We start from the raw sequence: 18,222 nt of genomic DNA, 5'->3' as shown, positions 1-18,222 counted from the left end.
CACACCCTGTCAGCGTTGCCAACAAGGAGCAGTTGTCATGAAGCAACAATGGGAAAGGCTCGAAGCCTGGCTCAAGGCCAACAACCCCGCACTACTGGCCGACCTCAACCCCCCGGCCATCGACGCCGAAATCCGTGAACTGGAGCAGAAGCTCGGCGTGACCCTGCCTGCCGATTTTGTCGCGTGTCTGAAGGTGCATAACGGGCAGAGGGGGAGAGCCGGCAGTTTGTTTAGTAAGGGGCGGTATCTGAGTGTGGATCAGATACTGTCCGAGTGGACTGTCTGGCGTGACTTGCTGGAACAGGGTGAGTTTGATGAGCGGTCCAGTGCGCCTGATCGAGGGGTAGGGGAAGGCTGGTGGCGTACCGGTTGGATTCCTTTCGTTTCCAATGGCCGTGGTGACCATCTGTGCCTGGATCTTGACCCCGCCCTTGGCGGTTATGTCGGGCAAGTGATTGAGGTTTCACATGATTTTGAATCACGATGCGTGGTCAGTAACGGTTTCAGCGAATGGCTTGGTGGCGAAGTAAAGGACAAGTGTCATGGATGAGCAAATGATTTCTTTGAAAGAGCAGCGTCTCCAGAAGCTGTTTGATGACTGTCAGCATCAGGTTCTGTCACAGATCATTGGGCCGTTTGGACTCTCGATGGCCATGTTCGAGGATAAGAATGGCGGTAATGTAACCACGCTGCACAATTTTTCTCGAGATTATGATGAAGGTGAGCAGCCGTATGTTGCTACCGAGGATGATCGCAAGTTGTATGCTCACTCACGTGAGGAATACAGCAAGGAAGTTCGTGATAAGTATGAGTTGACTCAGGCAGAGTGGGATGCGAAGCGGGATGCCAAGATAGCTGCGGGTGTGGATGAGTATACAGGCTACAAGGTGGATGCGGATGGACGGGTCCAGATGCCTGATGGTGGGAGTACTCCTGCTGAGCTGGATCATGTCGTTGCGGTGAAGGCTGTTCATGGAAACAAGAAAGCCCAGTTGGGGCTTGCGAAAGTTGTAGATGGCGAGGTTAATGTCGATGCCATCAAGGAGGTCGTTAATGATGACCGTAATCTGGCGCTTACAAATAAACCTCTGAATGCCTCTAAATGGAGTCATGACCTCAAGGAGTGGGAGGAGAGGCCTAAGTCAGAAGGTGATGGTAAAAGTAATGCGGAGCATTTTGGTGTCGACAAAGAAAAAAGCGATGCCAAGTATGAAACGGCTACAGAGCATGTCGACAGCGTAGCAAGTAATGCCTTGCTCAAGAAACAAGCCACTGAGCTGCTACAAACTGGCGGCAAGCAGGCCGCGCTGATGGGCATGCGCCAGGCCCTCGGTCTGCTGCTGACCGAGCTGGTAAACGGCCTGTTCAACGAGTTCAAGGTGCTGATCAAGCAGGGCGTCGAGGCCGGCAAGACCCTGTTCGAGGAGATTCGCCAGCGCCTGGCGCGCGTCATCGAGTCGGTCGTCAAGAAGATCCCCGACGCGGTGGGGCAGATGTTCCAGGGCGGCGTCAGCGGCTTCATGAGCAACCTGCTGACCTTCCTGATCAACAACTTCCTCTCCACCGCCAAGCGCTTCGTTACCGTGATCCGCGAGGGCCTGCTCGGCCTGTTCCGCGCCTTCAAGATGATCTTCTTACCGCCCAAGCACATGACCGGCGACCAGGCTCTGCAGGAAGGGCTGAAGATCCTGACCACCGTGGTGGTCACCGCGGTCGGCCTGCTGCTCAACGAGACGGTGGCCACCTTCATGGCGACCGTGCCCTTCCTCAAGCCCTTCGCGGACCTGATCACACCGGTGCTGATCGGCATCATGACCGGCCTGCTGTCGGCCTTCCTTGCCTACCAGATCGATTGCCTGTTTGATCGCTACCGGCACTCCCTGAGTGAAAAATTCATGGACGAGCTGCTGGCCGACGCCAAGCGTCGCGACGAGTTCGCCAATGAGCTGGTGACCCTGTCCGAGAGTTCGCTGGGCAATATCGAGAACTACTCGAAATCGATCACCTTGTATCAAAGCATCGGTGTCACCCTGGGTTCGGCAGGCCTTGCCGCGAGCGCGACCTTGGCCAGCCTGGAGAAGACCGTTGCCGAAACCGGTGAACAGGTCGCCAAGAGCTTTGCGATGATCGAATTCATCAATGAAAGTCAGTCGGAAATCGAAGATTTCCTGAAAACCCTTTGAAAGGACAATGGATATGACCGCGTTGAACAAGCAGGAACTTCAGATCATCCAGGCCTTTTCGTCTGTGGATGTACCAGAACGCATCATTCGCGACAGCAACATCAAGGAGCTGCTCCACGGCATGACCGCCGAGCAGGATGCGGTTCAGTCCGATGCCCAGCGCCTGGAGCGTCTGCGGCAGGAAAAGAAAGATGGGAACTTCATCGGCAACTGGTGGAACGACCGCGACGACAAGGTTCAGGACGCCCAGATCGACCTGAACAAATCCATCGGGCGCCTGACCCAGAAATCCTCGCAACTGCTGATCGTCAACACGGCAATCTCCAAGGTGCTGAACGACCAGCAGCGCATCCTGCTGGATCAGCAGCAGACCCTCAAGCGCCAGACTGACACGTTGGAGGAGCAGAACCGCAAGATATTCGCGCAGCAGAAGTTGCTGGAGAAGCAGCAGCAGGATATCAACCAGGCCAACCAGGGGTTGATGGAGGCCAAGGGGCTGACCCAGGAGCAGGCGCAGCAACTGGTCGGATGCGTCAAGCTGGTCAAGGAAGCGGAAAGCCGTATCAGCGTGGCCAACCAGGCCTTGAGATCGGGCGTTGAGCACTACCTGAATGACTCTGTCGCGCAATGCCTGGGGCGTCTGAACACCGGCTTTGCCGAGCAGGAGCAGCGCCATGCTGATTTCGAGCAGCAAATCATCAGTGCATTTTCGACGCAATCCCAGCAGGCCCAGGCTGAGCTGGAGCACATCGCTGCCGAGAGTGCTCAGCTCAAATCAGCGCTCGAAGCGCAGCTGGAGTCGACCATCGCTGCTCTCGGGCAGCATCGCGAAGCATTCGAACAACAGCTGACCAGCGCCTTCTCCACCCAATCGCAACACGCCCAGGCTGAGCTGGAACGTTTCGCCAGCGACACGGCCGAGTTCAAAACCAGCATCGGTCAGCAGCTGCAGGCGCATATCCAGACCGTTCTGGAGAAAGCAGCTGCTCAGGATGCCGCTGCCCAGCAACTGCGCGAAGCCATCTCTGCCCAACTGAAAAAGTTCCAGCAGGACATGGTTGCGACCGTGGAGCAGAAGGTGCTGGCGCTGCGCGAGACGGTCAAGGGCGTCGAGCAGAAGCAGGAAACCGCCCAGCAGGAGCAGACCCAGGCACTGCAGGCACTGCAGGCACAGCGCGAATCGCTGGAACGTAGTCTTCAGCACCTGGAGGCCAACCTGAGCGGCAAGGCCGAAGCACTGAAGGCCGCCGAGGAACAGCTGGCAGCCCTGCAGGCTGAACAGCAGAAGAGCGCCAGCAGCAATCGCCTGGCCATTGCGGCGGTAGCCATCCTAGCGCTGGGCTCGCTCGGCTGGCAGGTGGCGCAGCACTTTGCGCTGATTTGATGGAAAAGGCCGGGGGATGAATCACAAACTCCGGCCCCGAGCTCCTGCGTGCATGTGCAGTACAACGCCCGCGAGCGCGTTGCGATGATGGTTGAGGGAAAAGGATGGCCTGGTATCTGAGCTTTATCGACCCGGGGAATGCTGGTGGCAGCGTCAGGATCCCGGAGTCGCCCCCGGTAGTGTTGCAGCCGATTGTTTACGAGTGCCCGCGTTGCTCGGCGCGCTTCGACAGTGTGCAGGCGCGGCGCGAGCACTTTTTCGCGGCCCACCCGTACCGCAAGCCGGAACTCCTGTTGCGCGGGCAGCCGTTGGGTAACGGCGTGACGACCATCCATGCGCCGCTCCAGGCTGCGGACTGGCTGCTGGGCAGCTGTGAGTGGATTGTACTGAACGGACAGGCGATGACGGCGGATGCGCTGTTTCAGACACTGGCCGAGTGCCGTCAGGGCTTCCATGTTCTGGAGCTCGGCAATCAGGACGCCACGGAGCGATTCGAGCTGCGCTTCTGTATTCCGGAGCTTGCCGAGCTGCAGCGGCTTGAAGATGTATTCGCCACGTTGTTCATCGATAACGCGCTGAATGTCGATGATATCCGGCGTTTTGCCGAGGCCTGTACATCGTTGAAGACAGCCAGTGAATACCTGGAAGGGGTTTGCCAGTATCTCTACGGTGTGCTCGCCAAGGATCAGCGGGGTGATACGCAGCTCGATCACGCTCAGTACAAGGAGCGTTTCAATCGCGCGCTGGAGGCCTTGCGTCATGTCGACAGGCCGATGGCCCGCACCATGCGCGGCATCATCAACTTTTCCCTAAACAGCTTCGCCCAGGCGGCAAGCCAGCCTGATGCGCCGGCGCTGGCTGTGGCAGCCACTCGTTTTGCCGGTTGGGCTGGCAGGTCTGCAAAAGGTTGCGTAGTAGCGCCGCAGAAGGCCCAGGCACGGTTGCCGATTGATCACGCTACCGATCGGATTCTGAGCTGGATGGCATTGCCTGAAAAGCGTCAGGCCCAGGCGCTGGATGACCTGCAGCAGGCCATTGCCAGTCCACTCTGGACGGCAGAGGACCGAGCCAAGGTTGCTGTGCTCTGGCTGGAGTGGGGATCCGCCTGTCGGTCGCCAGACGAGCCGCGGCGGATGGCGCGCCGCTTGCTGAATGATGCGATCTTTGCCGGCTATGCCGAGCGGATGTTGGAGAGAATGAATCCATGAGTGACAAGAAGAGCAAGCCTGCCAGCGTTCCAGTGATGAACCGGAAAACCGGGGCGCAAGAAATGCTGCAGCCTGCCAAGCGCCAGGAAGCGCCGGCTGAGGGACCGGTACAGGTTTCCGTCGAGACAGTGGCCGAGTCCGGCGACGCTGTGCGTGAGCAGGTTCCAGGGGCTACCGGCAAGTCGAAAGACCAGGAGCAGCAGAAGATCGAGAGCCTGGGTGACTTCCTCGCGCATTTCTACGCTGGCAGGACGAAATCGCTGAATGATGCAACGTTGCGCAAAGTGATGAAGAACGCTCGCATCGAAGAGGTCCGTCGTTACGAGTTGCTGGCGCTTGCACAAGAGAAAGATCAGACCCTGGAGAAAAGCCTCAACCTGATGCTGCTGGCTGCAGACCTGAATGGGTATCGGGGTGTCGAGGAGCAGTTGCGCTTCTTCGCTGCCGAGGTCGGTCGGCGGGTGAATGGGCAGGGAAAATACTCGCTGGAGTCCTGGCTGCCCCGCACGGTGGATGACGGACTGAGCCTAGAAGCCATGGCTAACGAGGTGCGGGAGGCCATGCAGACGGTTGCTGCCTCCGAGGCGCCAGCTGCGGACAAGAAGAAGGCGCAGAAGCGTCTGGAGTGCGGTTTTTATCTGGCCTGCCAGTGGCGCCTCTATCAGGGTGCCGCGCCTCGCGAGCTGGTCGGCGTGCTGCGTCGTTCGCTCCTTGCGCCCAGTCTGCTGCAGCGTGAGCGAAGCGATGGGTTGGTTCGTCTGCTCGCCACTCAGCCGTTCGCGGATGTACCGGGTCTGACCTGGTTGCTGGATGATCAGGCGCGCCTGGTCCAGCAGGCCGATGCCCGGGCGGATCAGCTTGAGCGGGAGATGCGCCAGTTGGCTGCGGCCAAAGGTCAGGCCGAAGAGCGGCTGAAGGCATGCGAGGCTGAACTTGCCGGGCAGGCTGCCCTGCTGCATGAGCTCCAGGCGCAGTTGGATGCCGTTCAGGAACAGTCTCGTATCCAGGAAGTGCACTCCAATGATGACCTGTCGCGTTTGCGTGGGCAGGTTCTGCGTGTGCTGACCAGCGAGCTGCTCATCCTTCAGGATGTGCTGATTGCGCTGGACAGGGATCCGCCCAAGGTGGCTGTGGCTCGAGAGTACCTGGGGAGCGTGGTCGAAAAGTTGAACAAGGAAATCAGTCGGATCAAGGACAGGTAAGCATGGCGATCTACGGGTTTGATTTTGGCACGACTAACAGCCTGATCTCGGTGGTCGAGGGTGATCGCTGTATCGCCTATGTGGATGAGGATCATGGTGGTTTGCCTCATCCGTCGGTGGTTTGCTATGACGGCGATGAGGTAATCGTCGGGCACGATGCCAAGAGCCGCTTGTCCCGCTCCGGGCTGGGGGTTATCGGCAACGTGGTGCGCTCGCCGAAAACCGAGCTCGGCAAGCATTCGGTGCATGTGGATGGGGTGAGCCGCAGTCCGCGACAGATGGTGGCTGACATCGTCCGCTATGTGACTGGACATGCCCGTGATGAGCGGCCGGGTGATTACAGCCGCGCGGTGGTGACCATTCCGGTCGACATGAATGGCGAGCGTCGCCGTGATCTGCGCGAAGCGTTTCGCCTGGCGGGGGTAACGATCGATCAATTCGTTCATGAGCCGCTGGCGGCACTGTATGGCCATCTGCGCGGTTTGCCTGATTTTGCCAGCGAGATCCGTCGCCTGGATCGCCAGTACATGCTGGTGTTCGACTGGGGCGGCGGCACGCTCGACCTGACCCTGTGTCAGCTGGTCGATGGTTATCTGGTACAGATTGCCAACCATGGCTGCAGCCACCTGGGCGGTGACGTGATCGATGAGTCGATCATGAATGAGGTGGTACGTCGTCACCGTGCAGAGCATGCGGCTCTCGAGAGCGTGGCTGTTGCGGCAGATGCCGAGAAAAAGCTGCTGGCACGTGCCGAGCGGGCCAAGATCGACCTGTCGAGCCTGAGCCAGGCACAGATCTATGTGCCCGATTACTTCCGTACCAGCGAGGCCGATCCCGACCTTGATTACCGGCTGTCTCGCGAAGTGCTCGAGGAAATCGTCAGCGGCAAGTTGGCCGAGGGGCTGGAGATGATCGGTACTCTGCTGGGATCGGTGGGGTTCGAGGCTGCGGATATCAGTCTGTGCCTGGCTACCGGCGGTATGGTCAACATGCCACTGGTCAAGACCCGGCTGCTGGAGATGTTTGGTCCGCAGCGGCTCTGTGTTTCGAAAGAGGGGCAACTGATCATTTCCAAGGGAGCCGCCTGGATTGCCCATGACCGGGCCAATCTTCTGCTCGCCAAGAACATCGAGCTGGCACTGGCGCGTGATACCCGCCATGTGGCGATCAAGGCGGGATCGGAAATGCCGCGTGAGGGCTCGATTCAGCAAGCCGAACGACTCAATCTCTACTGCACCGATCCACGAGATGGCGTGGCAAAGATCCAGCTGGAGGTGCCTTCACGCCGCCATGGCCGGCATGTGCAGGCCAGCGACCCGCGGACCAATCTGGCCAGCCTCAGCGTCAAGGTGGACGACAAGAGCAGCCGCTTGTTCGAGCGCGTCGAGCTGGACATGCGGATAGATGAAAATCTGATCCTGCAGGTCGAGGCATGCTCGACTGTTTTCAACGATCGGGACGCAACTGAGGTCCATAACCTCGAGTTTGGTCTGAGTCTCGGCGGCCTGGCGGGTAATGATTGGCAGCCGGGAGAGGGCGCAACATTAAAAAAGCCGGAAGGCCGGAGCTTCAGCGACCGTAAGGGTGCGGTGTTGCTTCGGTCGAATCTGGCGCTGCGCGAGGACAAGTCCTTAGTTCCGGGTGAGTATCTGTATGAAGTGCAGCAGATGACATCCTACACGTTGGTTGCTCTCACGCACTTGCAGGTACGGGAGAAGCTCTACTACACCCCCTGTAGCGGCTGTGGGCGGCGCAGCAACGACCTCTTGTGCCAGTGTGCCTCTGGCGCAACCGGTAATGTCCGCCGCGTGGTATTCGATTTCTGATTTGGCTTCCGCAGGTTGCGGAACGTGAGAAGTGAGCAGTTAGGATGAGTAAGAAGATCAGTGGTGCCGAGTACCCGCTGGCGAAGATTTTCAGTTCCGAGTTCGACTATGTGATCCCACCGTAGCAGCGGCCGTATGCCTGGACGCGTGATCAGGCCGGCGAGCTGTTCGATGATCTGTACGACTTCTTCGAGAAGGAGCGCGAGGACAGTTATTTCCTCGGCTCCATTGTGTTGATCAAGGACGAGGGCAAGCCGCTGGCTGAGGTGATCGATGGCCAGCAGCGTCTGACCACGCTGACCATTCTGCTGGCAGCGCTGACTCTCTGCTGACCGGGGATGATCGTACGGACTTCTATGGTTTCATTCGTGAACCGGGAAGTGTGGCCCGGCAGCTGGCGCCCAAGCCACGTCTTGCCCTGCGTGAGCGTGACTGTGCCTTCTTTGCCGAGTATGTGCAGGGGCTCAAGTTCGATGGTCTGGTGCAGGTTGATCCGGCCCGTCTGGACAACGAGTCACAGCGCAACATTCAGGCCAACGCTCGCCTGCTGCTGGAGCGTTTGGCGGAAAAGTTCTCCGCTAATGCGCGGCTGATTGCATTCGGCTCCTTCCTGGTAATGCGCTGTTTCCTGGTGGCGGTGACCACTCCCAGCCAGCAGTCGGCGTTCCGGGTGTTCTCTGTGCTGAACAATCGCGGGCTGGAACTGCTGCCCACCGACATCATCAAGGCCTAGGTGATCGGCAAGCTGCCTGAGGTGCAGCGCGACGATTTCAACGAGCGCTGGGAGGAGCTGGAGGTTGCCACCGGGCGCGATGGCTTCACCGAGCTGTTCAGCCATATCCGCATGATCTACGCCCGCTTCAAGGCGCGGCGCATGTTGCTGGAGGAGTTCCGTGAGCATGTGCTGAGTCGCATCACCTCATCGGCGGCGTTGATCGATAAGGTGGTAGAGCCTTACGCCAAGGCGTATCTGATCGCCAGAATGCGCAGCACGTATCCACCAGCAGCGCCGAGGGGATCAACGAGCTGTTCACCTGGCTGAATCGGATCGACAACTCCGACTGGCTGCCGGTGGCGATTGCTTTCCTTGCGAACCATGGCAGCGATACGCAGCAGGTGCTGGATTTCGTCACTCGCCTGGAGCGCCTTGCGGCCTACCTGCACGTGACCGCAAAGAACGTGAATCAGCGGATCGAGCGTTACGCGCTGGTGCTGGAGGATCTCGAGCGGAGGATTCTCGGCGACCGTATCGAGCTGGCCCCGGCCGAGTGCGAGGAGATGCTGCGGGCGCTGAACGGCAACGTCTATGAAATGACGGCGCGTCGGCGCAATTCTCTGATCCTGCGCCTGGACTCTTTCGTCTCGGCGATGGTAGCCAACTACACGCCGAACGTGCTGACCATTGAGCACGTGCTGCCGCAGACCGTCGATCCGAGCAGTGAATGGGCCGAGACCTGGCCGGATGCTGACGAGCGTGCGCGCTGGCTGCATCGCCTGGCCAACCTGGTGCCTCTGACCCGTGCGCGCAACTCCCGAGCGCTGAACTATGACTTCGACCGGAAGAAGACGGCCTATTTCGCCGGAAGCAGCGGAGTTACGACCTATGCGCTGACCAGCCAGGTGCTGCATGCCAGCAGCTGGACGCCGGAGGTGGTGGCGGGGCGGCAGGAGGAGTTGCTGGAGGTGTTGTGGCGGAGCTGGCGGCTGTCCTGAAGGATCGCTGACGAGACTCCCGGGGCAATATCCCATGTGCTCAGGGTGCTGCAGGGTAGAGTCTCTCCGTGTGACTTTCTGGCATGAAATCAGCGCGCTAACGCTCGTAATGTTAGTGTTCGGAGGTCTTGTTAGCGATGCAATTTCTTGTATGGGAAACCTCAAAAGCTCAAGCTTAATGAGGCCTTTGGAGGTCTAGAGGATTAAGGTAAAAAGTTTTATATTAGGTGTCTTGCGGGTTTTGGCTGTGTCTGTTCAAGTGCTTTGAGCTGTTCCTGTCATAGCCTAAAAATTTTTACCTTACACAAGGTTCCGATTCGATGACGCAGTCCAAGCCTTGGTCTTTCTACGGCCGCCGCGATGAGTTGCTGCAGATGCAGCAGATTCTAGGGCGCAAGCGTTGGTTCTTTCTGCAGATTTCTGGGCGGCGGCGCATCGGCAAGACAACGCTCATCCAGCAGGCTCTTCAGGCTGCGGGCGTCGACCAGACGCTGTATATACAGATTCCTGACTCCGATCCAACGGGGGTGGTGGCAGCCTGCAACGGCTACTTGAGCACCTTCGGAATCTCCGAGCGGGTTCACAGCTTGGGTGAGCTAGCCCAACTTATCGGTCGCTTGGCCGAGGCCGGGTATGTAATTGCTCTGGATGAGTTCCAGTATTTTCATCGCAAGCGCCTGTTCGACTTCTGTTCTTTGCTGCAGGCAGAGGTGGACCGACTGGCAGCCAAAGCTGATAGCGTGCCAGGGGGGCTGATCGTTCTGGGATCTCTGCATGCCGAGATGACAGCCCTTCTCGAGGATCGTGATGCTCCACTGTTCAATCGAACTACCGACTCCCTTGAGTTGGGACACTTGGACATCAGCTCAATTCTTGAAATCCTCCAGGCCCATGCAGACGTAGAGCCAGAGCGGTTATTGTTCCTGTGGAGCCTGTTCGAGGGCGTCCCCAAGTTCTATCGTGATGCTTATGAGCAGAGCGTACTATCCGCTGGCCGAAGCGAAGTTTTGCGCCGGCTGTTTTTCTCTAGCTCATCCCCTCTACGCAACGAAGCGGATAATTGGTTCCTACGCGAGCTACGTGGTCGCTATGACATGCTGTTGCAATACCTGGCTCAGCATCCTGGGTGTACCAACGCCAATATTGAAGCGGCCATGGCTGAAGTCTCCGGCCCTGGCGAGGTCAAGCAAGTGGGTGGCTATCTGAAAATTCTTTCTGAGCGCTATCAGATGATAGAACGCCGGTTGCCGATTTTCGCTCCACCCAAGGCCCGCTCAGGTCGCTATTACATCCGAGATAATTTCTTGCGAGCCTGGCTGTCGGCATTGCAGCAGCCTGTCTCGGCAGTTGCATTTCGTCCGCTGGAGGCATTGCTGAAGCAGGCAGATGAGCGACTGATGCAGGTCGAAGGATTTGCGCTTGAAGATATGGCCGGTCAGCTTTATGAAGAGCGTAGCCGCCGTGGCCTTGGGGATTTCCCTCTCTCTGAGCGAATCCAGGGTTACTGGGACCGCAGTGATGTCGAGATTGATTTGGTTGCAATTGCCGCTGATGAAAAGCGGATCCGCTTTGGGACTTGCAAGCGCAATGAGTCGAGGCTTTTAGGCTCGATTGCGGATCTCAAGATGGCTGCGGAGCGGTTTTTGAATGCGCAGCCGCGCTTCAAATCGTGGACTGCAGAGTATGTAGCGATAGCTCCAGCGATCAGTCCGGAGCTGGCACAGCGTCTTATTGCTGAAGGGGTTATTCCCCAGGACTTAGTCATGCTGACAGCTGGCCTTTAAGCAAATTGATGAGCATCTGATGAAAGTGATCGAGGCCTTGAGCAAAAGTCTGCGTCGTACTGCGCAGTACAACGCAAGCGCACAGGCCGCCCCTGCGGCGATTCTGTGGCCAGACAAGGAGCGCGAGTGGCTACCGGTATTGGGACAGTTACAGGCTGTGATGCCTGAGCTGTTCTGTCTGGGCGACTACGCCCCTGAGCGGCACCAGGGGCCAGCGGTATGGCTCAAGTGCGTGATTGCCCAGACCTTGCCGGAGATTGTCTTGCCGGAGGGTGTCACGCCGATTCTCTATCTGCCAGGTGTCAGCCGTCAGGATCTGCGAGCGATTGCGTCCTGCCCGATCGAGCTGCAACCGCTGGCCGAGTTGCAGTACCGCGGTACGTTGTGGAGTCAGATCAACGCGCGTGACTGGACAGCCAATGCCTTTCTGGTAACTGCCAAGGGTGGCTTGGCGCTGGATGTGGCGCAGGATGCCAAAACCCAGCAGGCCTTGTTGCGTGCTTTGGAAGCCATTCTCGACTGCGAGATCAGTCAGCTGCAGGGGCGTCGGCTGGAGGCGAGCGATTTCAATCAGTTGCTAACCACTGATCCCGTGCGCGACCTGCTGACCTGGTTGAGCAATGCGAAGTTCGTGCGGGGCGATTGGGCGGGGCCGCGCTGGGAGGCCTTCTGTGGCGTTTGCCAGAGCGAGTTTGGCTTCCATCCCGAGTGCGACGGTGAGCTGGTGGCGGCTGAGCGCCTGTGTGCTCGTCATGGGGCATGGACGAAGGTGTGGCAACGCTTTGTCGAGAATCCACAGCCCTATGCGCGTTTGGTCAGTGTGCTGGCGTTAGCGCAGCCGGATCTTGCTGCGGACGTCGAGGGCTATCCGAGCTTTAATCAGCAGGATGAGGAACGCTTGGAAAATGCCTTGCAGGCAGGCTGTGCCATGGCACCGGCGGAATTGCGCAAGCATCTGCTGGCTCTGGAGGAGCAGCATGGGCTCAGGCGCACCTGGGTCTGGGCGGAACTGGGCATGGCTCCTATGGCTCAGCTGCTGGAGTACCTAGCGCGGATAGCGCATCTGGCTGGGTCGCCTTTGTCCGGTGCTACGGTGGAGGAGATGGCCAGGCATTATCGTGAACAGTACTGGCAGGTGGATGACGCGGCTTTGCGTGCCTTGGCGCAAGCGCGAGAGGCAAAGATCCAGACGCTGGTGCAGTCGCTGCTCGACATAATCTATACCCCCTGGCTGCACGAGACGGCACTCAACTTCCAGAATCTGGTGCGCAATCAGGGGTATCCAGGCAGTCAAGGGGTCAACGAGGCCGTAAGCGGCTATCAGCCAAGCGGCGAAGTGGTCTTCTTTGTTGATGGTCTGCGCTTCGATATAGCCCAGCGCCTGCTGCAGCGTCTGCAACCCTACGGTGAGGTGCGCCAGACGTTCAACTGGTCGGCTTTGCCCTCGGTGACTGCTACGGCCAAGGCGGCAGTGATGCCGATTCATGCCCAGGTAACCGGACGCAGCAGCGATACCGATTTCCAGCCCAGCCTGCTTACAGAAGACAAGCCGCTGTCGGGCCACTATGCCCGCAAGCTGATGGAGGAGGCCGGTTGGCAGGTATTGGATGCGGCCGATACGGGGAGTCCCGCGGGCAAGGCTTGGGTGCAGACCGGCGATATCGATGGTGAGGGCCATACACGGCAGATCAAGCTGGCCGGACGTATCGATGCACTGCTGGACGAGGTTGTTGCGCGTGTCGAGGAGCTGCTGCAGGCAGACTGGCGCAAGGTGCGTCTGGTAACCGACCACGGCTGGTTGTTGACGCCGCAGCCAATGAGCAAGGTGGAGCTGGCCAAGCATCAGACCGACAGCCGCTGGGCTCGTTGTGCCGAGATCAAGGAGAGCGGGCAGGTAGGCCTGCCGACAGTGAACTGGCACTGGAATCCCGAGGTGACCATCGCGGTTCCTCCAGGTGCCAGCGCGTTCCAAGCTGGAAATCATTATGGCCATGGTGGTTTGAGCCTGCAGGAGTGTCTGACTCCGGTGATCGATGTGATCAACACGCGCCAACCTCAGAAGGCCTTGGCCAAGGTCTGCATCACAAAGTCGCGTTGGGTGGGGTTGACCTGCAAAGTTGAAATCGAAAGCGAGGCATCTGGCTTGTCTGCTGACTTGCGTATCAGTCCTGCGGATGTTGATAGCTCGATTGTGCGAGCCAAGCCGTTGAAAGACGGCAAGTGCAGCTTGATGGTGGAGGACGAAGATCTGCAAGGTTCTGCAGCGGTTCTGGTGGTGGTTGATGATGCCGGTACTGTGCTGGCCAAGCAGGCGACAGTGGTAGGAGAGGATGCGTGATGGAGCTTGATGCCCTGGATGTGAAGGCGGCCGAGGTTCTCGAAGGCTATATCGTGCGCAAGGATCTGGTGCGTACCTTTGCCCGCCAGTTTCCGGTACCGACCTATGTGGTGGAGTTCATGCTCGGGCGTTATTGCGCCAGCACCGATCCTGCCGAGATAGAGGAGGGCATTGAGATCGTCGAGCGCCAGCTCTCCTCACGCACCGTGCGTGCCGGCGAGGAGGAGCTGTTCAAGGCTCGAGCCTACAAGAATGGAACGGTCAAGCTGATCGATCTGGTCAGTGCCCGCTTCAGCCAGAAGGACAATGGCTATCTGGCCACGCTGCCTAGCATCCAGCTCAGCAATGTGCGAATCGCCGACAAGCTGGTGGACGACAACGAGCGTCTGCTGACCGGGGGCTTCTATGCGGAGGTCACCCTCGAGTACGACGCTGCCATCGCCGAAGAGCGTGGTAACCCGTTTGGCATCCAGGATATCCGTCCCATACAGCTCTCCAAGCGCGATGTGCTGGACAGCCTGGGAGCCGCCCGGCAGGCCTTCACCACCGAGCAGTGGAAGGAATTCCTGCTGCGCTCGATCGGCCTGGAGCCGGAGCGACTGGACAACCGCGCCAAGGATGCCCTGCTACTGCGCATGGTTCCCTTCGTCGAGCGCAACTACAACCTGGTTGAGCTGGGACCCCGCGGCACCGGCAAGAGTCACCTGTTTCAGCAGATCTCCCCGTATGCGCACCTGATTTCTGGCGGCAAGGCGACCATCGCCAAGATGTTCGTCAACAATGCCAGCGGCCAGCGTGGCCTGGTATGTCAATACGACGTGGTGTGTTTCGACGAGATCAGCGGCATCTCCTTCGATACCAAGGAGGGGATCAACATCATGAAGGGCTACATGGAGTCCGGCGAGTTCAGTCGCGGCAAGGAAAGCATTCGTGCCGATGGCTCGCTGGTGTTCGTGGGCAACTTTGATGTCGATGTCGAGCACCAGCAGCGCGTAGGGCATCTGTTCGGCCCGCTGCCGGCCGAAATGCGTGACGATACTGCCTGGATGGATCGCATCCATTGCTACCTGCCGGGCTGGGATGTGCCAAAGATGAATCGCGAGCTGACTACCGACCACTTCGGCCTGGTCAGCGACTTCTTCTCCGAGTGCCTAAGCCGTCTGCGTTACCAGAGCCGGATCAGCGTTCTGCAGAATCGCGTACATCTGGGCGGAGCCCTCAGTGGTCGCGATACCAACGCGGTGAACAAAACGGTGTCCGGCCTTCTCAAGCTGCTATATCCAGATGCCTCGACTCCGGTCAGCGATGAGGATTTGGAATGGGCTGTGCGCCTGGCTCTGGAAGTGCGGCGCCGGGTCAAGGAGCAGCAGAAGCGCATCGGCTCGGCCGAGTTCCGCAATACCCACTTCAGCTATTTTATCGGCGACGATGGCGTGGAGAAGTTCGTGGCCACCCCGGAGCTGCGTGCCGACAACGAGATTGGCGACGACCCGCTTGAACCTGGGCAGATCTGGACAATCAGCGAGGGGGGCGGCGATATCGATGACAACGCAGGCCTATACCGGATCGAGGTCAATGAAGGTCCCGGATCGGGGGTCAAGATCCTCAACAATCCGGCGCCGGCCGCGTTCAAGGAATCGGTTCGTTACGCCGAGCAGAACCTCTATGCCCGTGCGGGCCAACTGATCGGAGACCGCGATCCGCGAGCCCACGAGTTCACGATCCAGTTGCGCGCCTTCGATGCCGCCAAGCGTGGCTCCAAGCTGGGCATTGCGGCGCTGATTTCCATGTGCAGCGCGCTACTGAAAAAATCGGTGCGTGGCGGTCTGATCGTAGTGGGTGAAATCAACCTGGGCGGCTCCATCGAGCCGATACGCAACCCAGTCAGCATTGCCGAGCTGGCGGTGGAGAAGGGTGCTATTACGCTGCTGATGCCGGTGACGGCGCGTCGTCAACTCTATGACCTATCTGATGAAATGGCCACTAAGATCGATATCCAGTTCTATCAAGATGCGCGGGATGCGTTTTTAAAGGCAATTGTTGAGTGATGAGCTTGAGTGGTCGTATGGTGTGGCTGGATAGGGGGCGATTTATCACCAATGGCAACGTAAGTTTCGTCGATCTCGACAAACGGACGCCGGGTTGGAGTGCGGCGGCGTCAGCTTCATGTGGTCGGACATCAAAGGGTTTTCGATCCAGGGAGAGACAGCGCACCTGCTGAGCGACAAGTACCCCTCGGGCGGTCTGAGGTTTTATGTAGGCACGTGTTATTTCGTGGGAAGCAACTTGTTGCGTGACAAGCACCAACAGGGCTACCCGGTGGAATACTGCCTGATGAACCGGATCACGTTCGAGCAACAGCGGCTGTCGATGCCCGTCAGCTGAATGAATGCGGTAATAGGCCGGACTCGCCACTGCTCCTGGTAGGGATTTGGCCTGCTCGGATGGTGATTGACTGCAAGCGTGCCGGTGCGCCACTGGGAGTATCCCTTGGCCGCGCTTCTGCTGCTCAAGGCCTTTTCCCTTCCAGGAGAAGCGGTATAGCTGCGGCGGTTACCGCACGGAAACCTTCCACAATTGATCCACCCGCGTCGTGAAGCTCTGGCTCATCAGCTCGCGGCGCATGCTCCAGGCGGGAGTCGCCGGTACCACGCCGGGCCGCAGCGTACCGCGTCCCCACTTGGCATTGATCGAATCCAGCACGGCCATCACGCGCTGCGAGTGCGCCGGCTGAATGGGTGCGAATAGGTCGTCTGTGAATTCGCCGCGCCCGCAGAGCTCCATCAGCAGCACCTCGGCTTTCGAAAACGCAAAACCTGGGCGATACAAGTCATCGAGGCCGGCGAGTGTGGCCTGGGTGATTAGCCGGGTGTCGTCGGTGGGGTAGGGCAGCTCGCACAACATGCCCTTGGCGAATTTTGGTTCGTCCGGGTTGAACATGCCGGTGCGGATGCTGACCCGAACCCGCTTGCACACCGAGCCCTGAGCGCGCAGCTTCTCGCAGGCCCGAGCGGCATAGCTGGCGACCGCCTCGCGGATGGGCGCCAAGTCGTGCAGACGTTGCCCAAACATGCGGCTGCAGCAGATCTCCTGCTTGGGCGGTGCCACGCTGTCCAGTTCCAGGCAGGGCGTACCCCGCAGCTCGCGTGCGGTTTTCTCCAGCACCACACTGAATGTTTTCCGCAGGGTCCAGGCATCCGCCTCGGCCAGTTGCCAGGCCGTGCGTATACCCATCTCGCCGAGGCGCTCGGTGAGCCGCCGACCGACTCCCCAGACTTCATTGACGGCCACAGCCTTAAGCAGCTTGTCTCGGCGCTGCGGGTCAGTGATATCCACTACACCCCCGGTCTGCTTCTGCCAGCGTTTCGCCGCTAAATTGGCAAGCTTCGCCAGTGTTTTGGTACGTGCGATGCCGACCCCGGTGGGAATACCCGTGGCGGCGAGCACTTGAGCACGGATCTCTCGGCCCGTGTGCACCAGATCCGTTTGGATGCCCGTGAGCTCCGCGAAGGCCTCGTCAATGCTGTAGACCTCCAGTTGCGGAACCAGGCCCTCAATGACGGTCATCACGCGTTCGCTGATGTCGCCGTACAGCGCGTAGTTGGAGCTAAACGCCACGCCCCCGGCTGCCTCAAAGCGCCGGCGAATCTGAAACCACGACTCGCCCATCTTGATCCCGAGCGCCTTCGCTTCCGGCGTGCGGCTGACCACGCAGCCGTCGTTGTTCGGCAGCACCACGATAGGCGTGCGGATCAGGTCGGTGTGAAAAACTCTCTCACAACTGCAGTAGAAGCTGTTGCAGTCAATTAGCGCGATAACCTGCTCAGCCACAATTTCGTCCCTGCCGGCACAGGTCGATGTAGACGCCCCAGATGTGCAGCTCCTCGCCCTCAAGTACATAACGCGGTGGGTAGGCCGGGTTGGCCGAGCGCAACACAACCTGCTGCTGCTCGATGTCGAAAATCTTGATCAACGGATCGCCGTTGAGGCAGGCAATCACCACGTCCTCGCGGCGTGGTTGCAGCGCCTTGTCGATCAGCACCAAGTCCCCGTCGAGAATGCAGAGCCCCGTCAGGCTATGGTCGGAAACCTGAGCGAGATAAATCTGTGGGCGGTGCAGTTTGAAAAGCTCGTCGAGCTAGATTCGCTGCTCCAGGTGATCCTGGGCAGGGCTGGGAAACCCGGCGGGCACGGTTGGTAGAAAAAATGGGATGGCCGTCGGCGACAGCGCGACAGGACCGAGGAGCGAAATGCTGTCCACGGGGTATACTTGGATACTGGATGTTTAGACAGTATTTGCGAAGCGTGGGTGAGGCGTCAATCGTGCGTGACGGGAGGTGATACTTGTGGTCGCTTCCTTTCGTAAAAAAAAGCCTTGCTGGCTAGCTGATGAGCTGAGCCGCGAACATTGCCCTGGTAGGGTGGGAGACGTCACGGCGCCGGGTTGTTGAAGCAGGGCACCGAGCGCTAATAGTCTTCCGGCAGGCTTTCGCTTCGCCAGTACGTCAAAGATGGGCTAGCCCCAGTGACTGCTCGCGAACGTCAGCAAGCGGCCGATTCTGTTGAAAAAGTAGCGACCTCCCC

At 59.1% G+C, this 18,222-nt stretch carries 15 protein-coding genes and 1 pseudogene; 14 read left to right on the top strand and 2 right to left on the bottom strand.

What is annotated here, in order from left to right:
• Positions 1-37: 37 nt before the first annotated feature.
• The 14 genes and pseudogenes from RT582_RS04360 to RT582_RS04295 all read left to right on the top strand — a co-directional run bounded on the left by RT582_RS04360 (position 38) and on the right by RT582_RS04295 (position 16,023).
• Positions 38-550 carry an SMI1/KNR4 family protein gene (locus RT582_RS04360; protein WP_279648542.1) on the top strand — a complete coding sequence of 171 codons (513 nt, stop codon included), beginning with the start codon at positions 38-40 and terminating at the stop codon, positions 548-550.
• Positions 543-2,183, top strand: coding sequence for a hypothetical protein (locus RT582_RS04355; protein ID WP_279648541.1), 1,641 nt, complete (start codon positions 543-545; stop codon positions 2,181-2,183). The genes RT582_RS04360 and RT582_RS04355 overlap by 8 nt, the downstream gene beginning before the upstream one ends.
• Positions 2,184-2,196: 13 nt before the next feature.
• Positions 2,197-3,567, top strand: coding sequence for a hypothetical protein (locus tag RT582_RS04350; RefSeq protein ID WP_313476678.1), 1,371 nt, complete (start codon positions 2,197-2,199; stop codon positions 3,565-3,567).
• Between the two features lie 104 nt (positions 3,568-3,671).
• A complete protein-coding gene (locus tag RT582_RS04345; protein ID WP_218422420.1) occupies positions 3,672-4,775 on the top strand; it encodes a hypothetical protein in 1,104 nt (367 codons plus the stop codon).
• Positions 4,772-5,977 carry a hypothetical protein gene (locus RT582_RS04340; RefSeq protein ID WP_312726645.1) on the top strand — a complete coding sequence of 402 codons (1,206 nt, stop codon included), beginning with the start codon at positions 4,772-4,774 and terminating at the stop codon, positions 5,975-5,977. The genes RT582_RS04345 and RT582_RS04340 overlap by 4 nt, the downstream gene beginning before the upstream one ends.
• Before the next feature lie 2 nt (positions 5,978-5,979).
• Complete coding sequence (locus RT582_RS04335; protein WP_312726643.1) at positions 5,980-7,803, top strand: Hsp70 family protein; 1,824 nt, start codon at positions 5,980-5,982, stop codon at positions 7,801-7,803.
• 137 nt (positions 7,804-7,940) lie between these two features.
• A pseudogene (locus RT582_RS04330) lies at positions 7,941-8,135 on the top strand (GmrSD restriction endonuclease domain-containing protein); the annotation flags it as partial.
• A gap of 50 nt (positions 8,136-8,185) precedes the next feature.
• Positions 8,186-8,536: a hypothetical protein gene (locus RT582_RS04325; protein WP_313476675.1), complete on the top strand. Its 351-nt coding sequence runs from the start codon at positions 8,186-8,188 to the stop codon at positions 8,534-8,536.
• Complete coding sequence (locus tag RT582_RS04320; protein WP_237730194.1) at positions 8,537-8,845, top strand: hypothetical protein; 309 nt, start codon at positions 8,537-8,539, stop codon at positions 8,843-8,845. It begins immediately after the preceding gene.
• A 29-nt stretch (positions 8,846-8,874) separates the two neighbouring features.
• Positions 8,875-9,516 carry an HNH endonuclease family protein gene (locus RT582_RS04315; protein ID WP_313476673.1) on the top strand — a complete coding sequence of 214 codons (642 nt, stop codon included), beginning with the start codon at positions 8,875-8,877 and terminating at the stop codon, positions 9,514-9,516.
• Between the two features lie 320 nt (positions 9,517-9,836).
• On the top strand, positions 9,837-11,300 hold the full coding sequence (locus tag RT582_RS04310) for an ATP-binding protein (protein WP_202634005.1): 1,464 nt from the start codon (positions 9,837-9,839) through the stop codon (positions 11,298-11,300).
• A 19-nt stretch (positions 11,301-11,319) separates the two neighbouring features.
• Positions 11,320-13,638, top strand: coding sequence for a BREX-1 system phosphatase PglZ type B (pglZ, locus tag RT582_RS04305; RefSeq protein ID WP_313476669.1), 2,319 nt, complete (start codon positions 11,320-11,322; stop codon positions 13,636-13,638).
• On the top strand, positions 13,638-15,686 hold the full coding sequence (gene brxL, locus RT582_RS04300) for a protease Lon-related BREX system protein BrxL (protein WP_313476667.1): 2,049 nt from the start codon (positions 13,638-13,640) through the stop codon (positions 15,684-15,686). Before pglZ ends, brxL begins: the two co-directional genes overlap by 1 nt.
• Positions 15,687-15,804: 118 nt before the next feature.
• Positions 15,805-16,023 carry a hypothetical protein gene (locus tag RT582_RS04295; RefSeq protein WP_313476665.1) on the top strand — a complete coding sequence of 73 codons (219 nt, stop codon included), beginning with the start codon at positions 15,805-15,807 and terminating at the stop codon, positions 16,021-16,023.
• A 168-nt stretch (positions 16,024-16,191) separates the two neighbouring features.
• Here RT582_RS04295 and umuC read toward each other — a convergent pair whose 3' ends face one another.
• Entirely contained in the window at positions 16,192-17,469 is a 1,278-nt protein-coding gene (umuC, locus tag RT582_RS04290) for a translesion error-prone DNA polymerase V subunit UmuC (RefSeq protein ID WP_313476663.1), read from the bottom strand.
• Positions 17,462-17,758, bottom strand: coding sequence for a LexA family protein (locus RT582_RS04285; RefSeq protein WP_376785666.1), 297 nt, complete (start codon positions 17,756-17,758; stop codon positions 17,462-17,464). The genes umuC and RT582_RS04285 overlap by 8 nt, the downstream gene beginning before the upstream one ends.
• Positions 17,759-18,222 lie beyond the last annotated feature (464 nt).

Source organism: Stutzerimonas kunmingensis (assembly GCF_032106285.1).
In the GTDB taxonomy this organism is placed as follows: domain Bacteria; phylum Pseudomonadota; class Gammaproteobacteria; order Pseudomonadales; family Pseudomonadaceae; genus Stutzerimonas; species Stutzerimonas kunmingensis_B.
The sequence above is the reverse complement of the archived record's forward strand: the minus strand, read 5'-3'. Positions and strand labels throughout refer to the sequence as shown.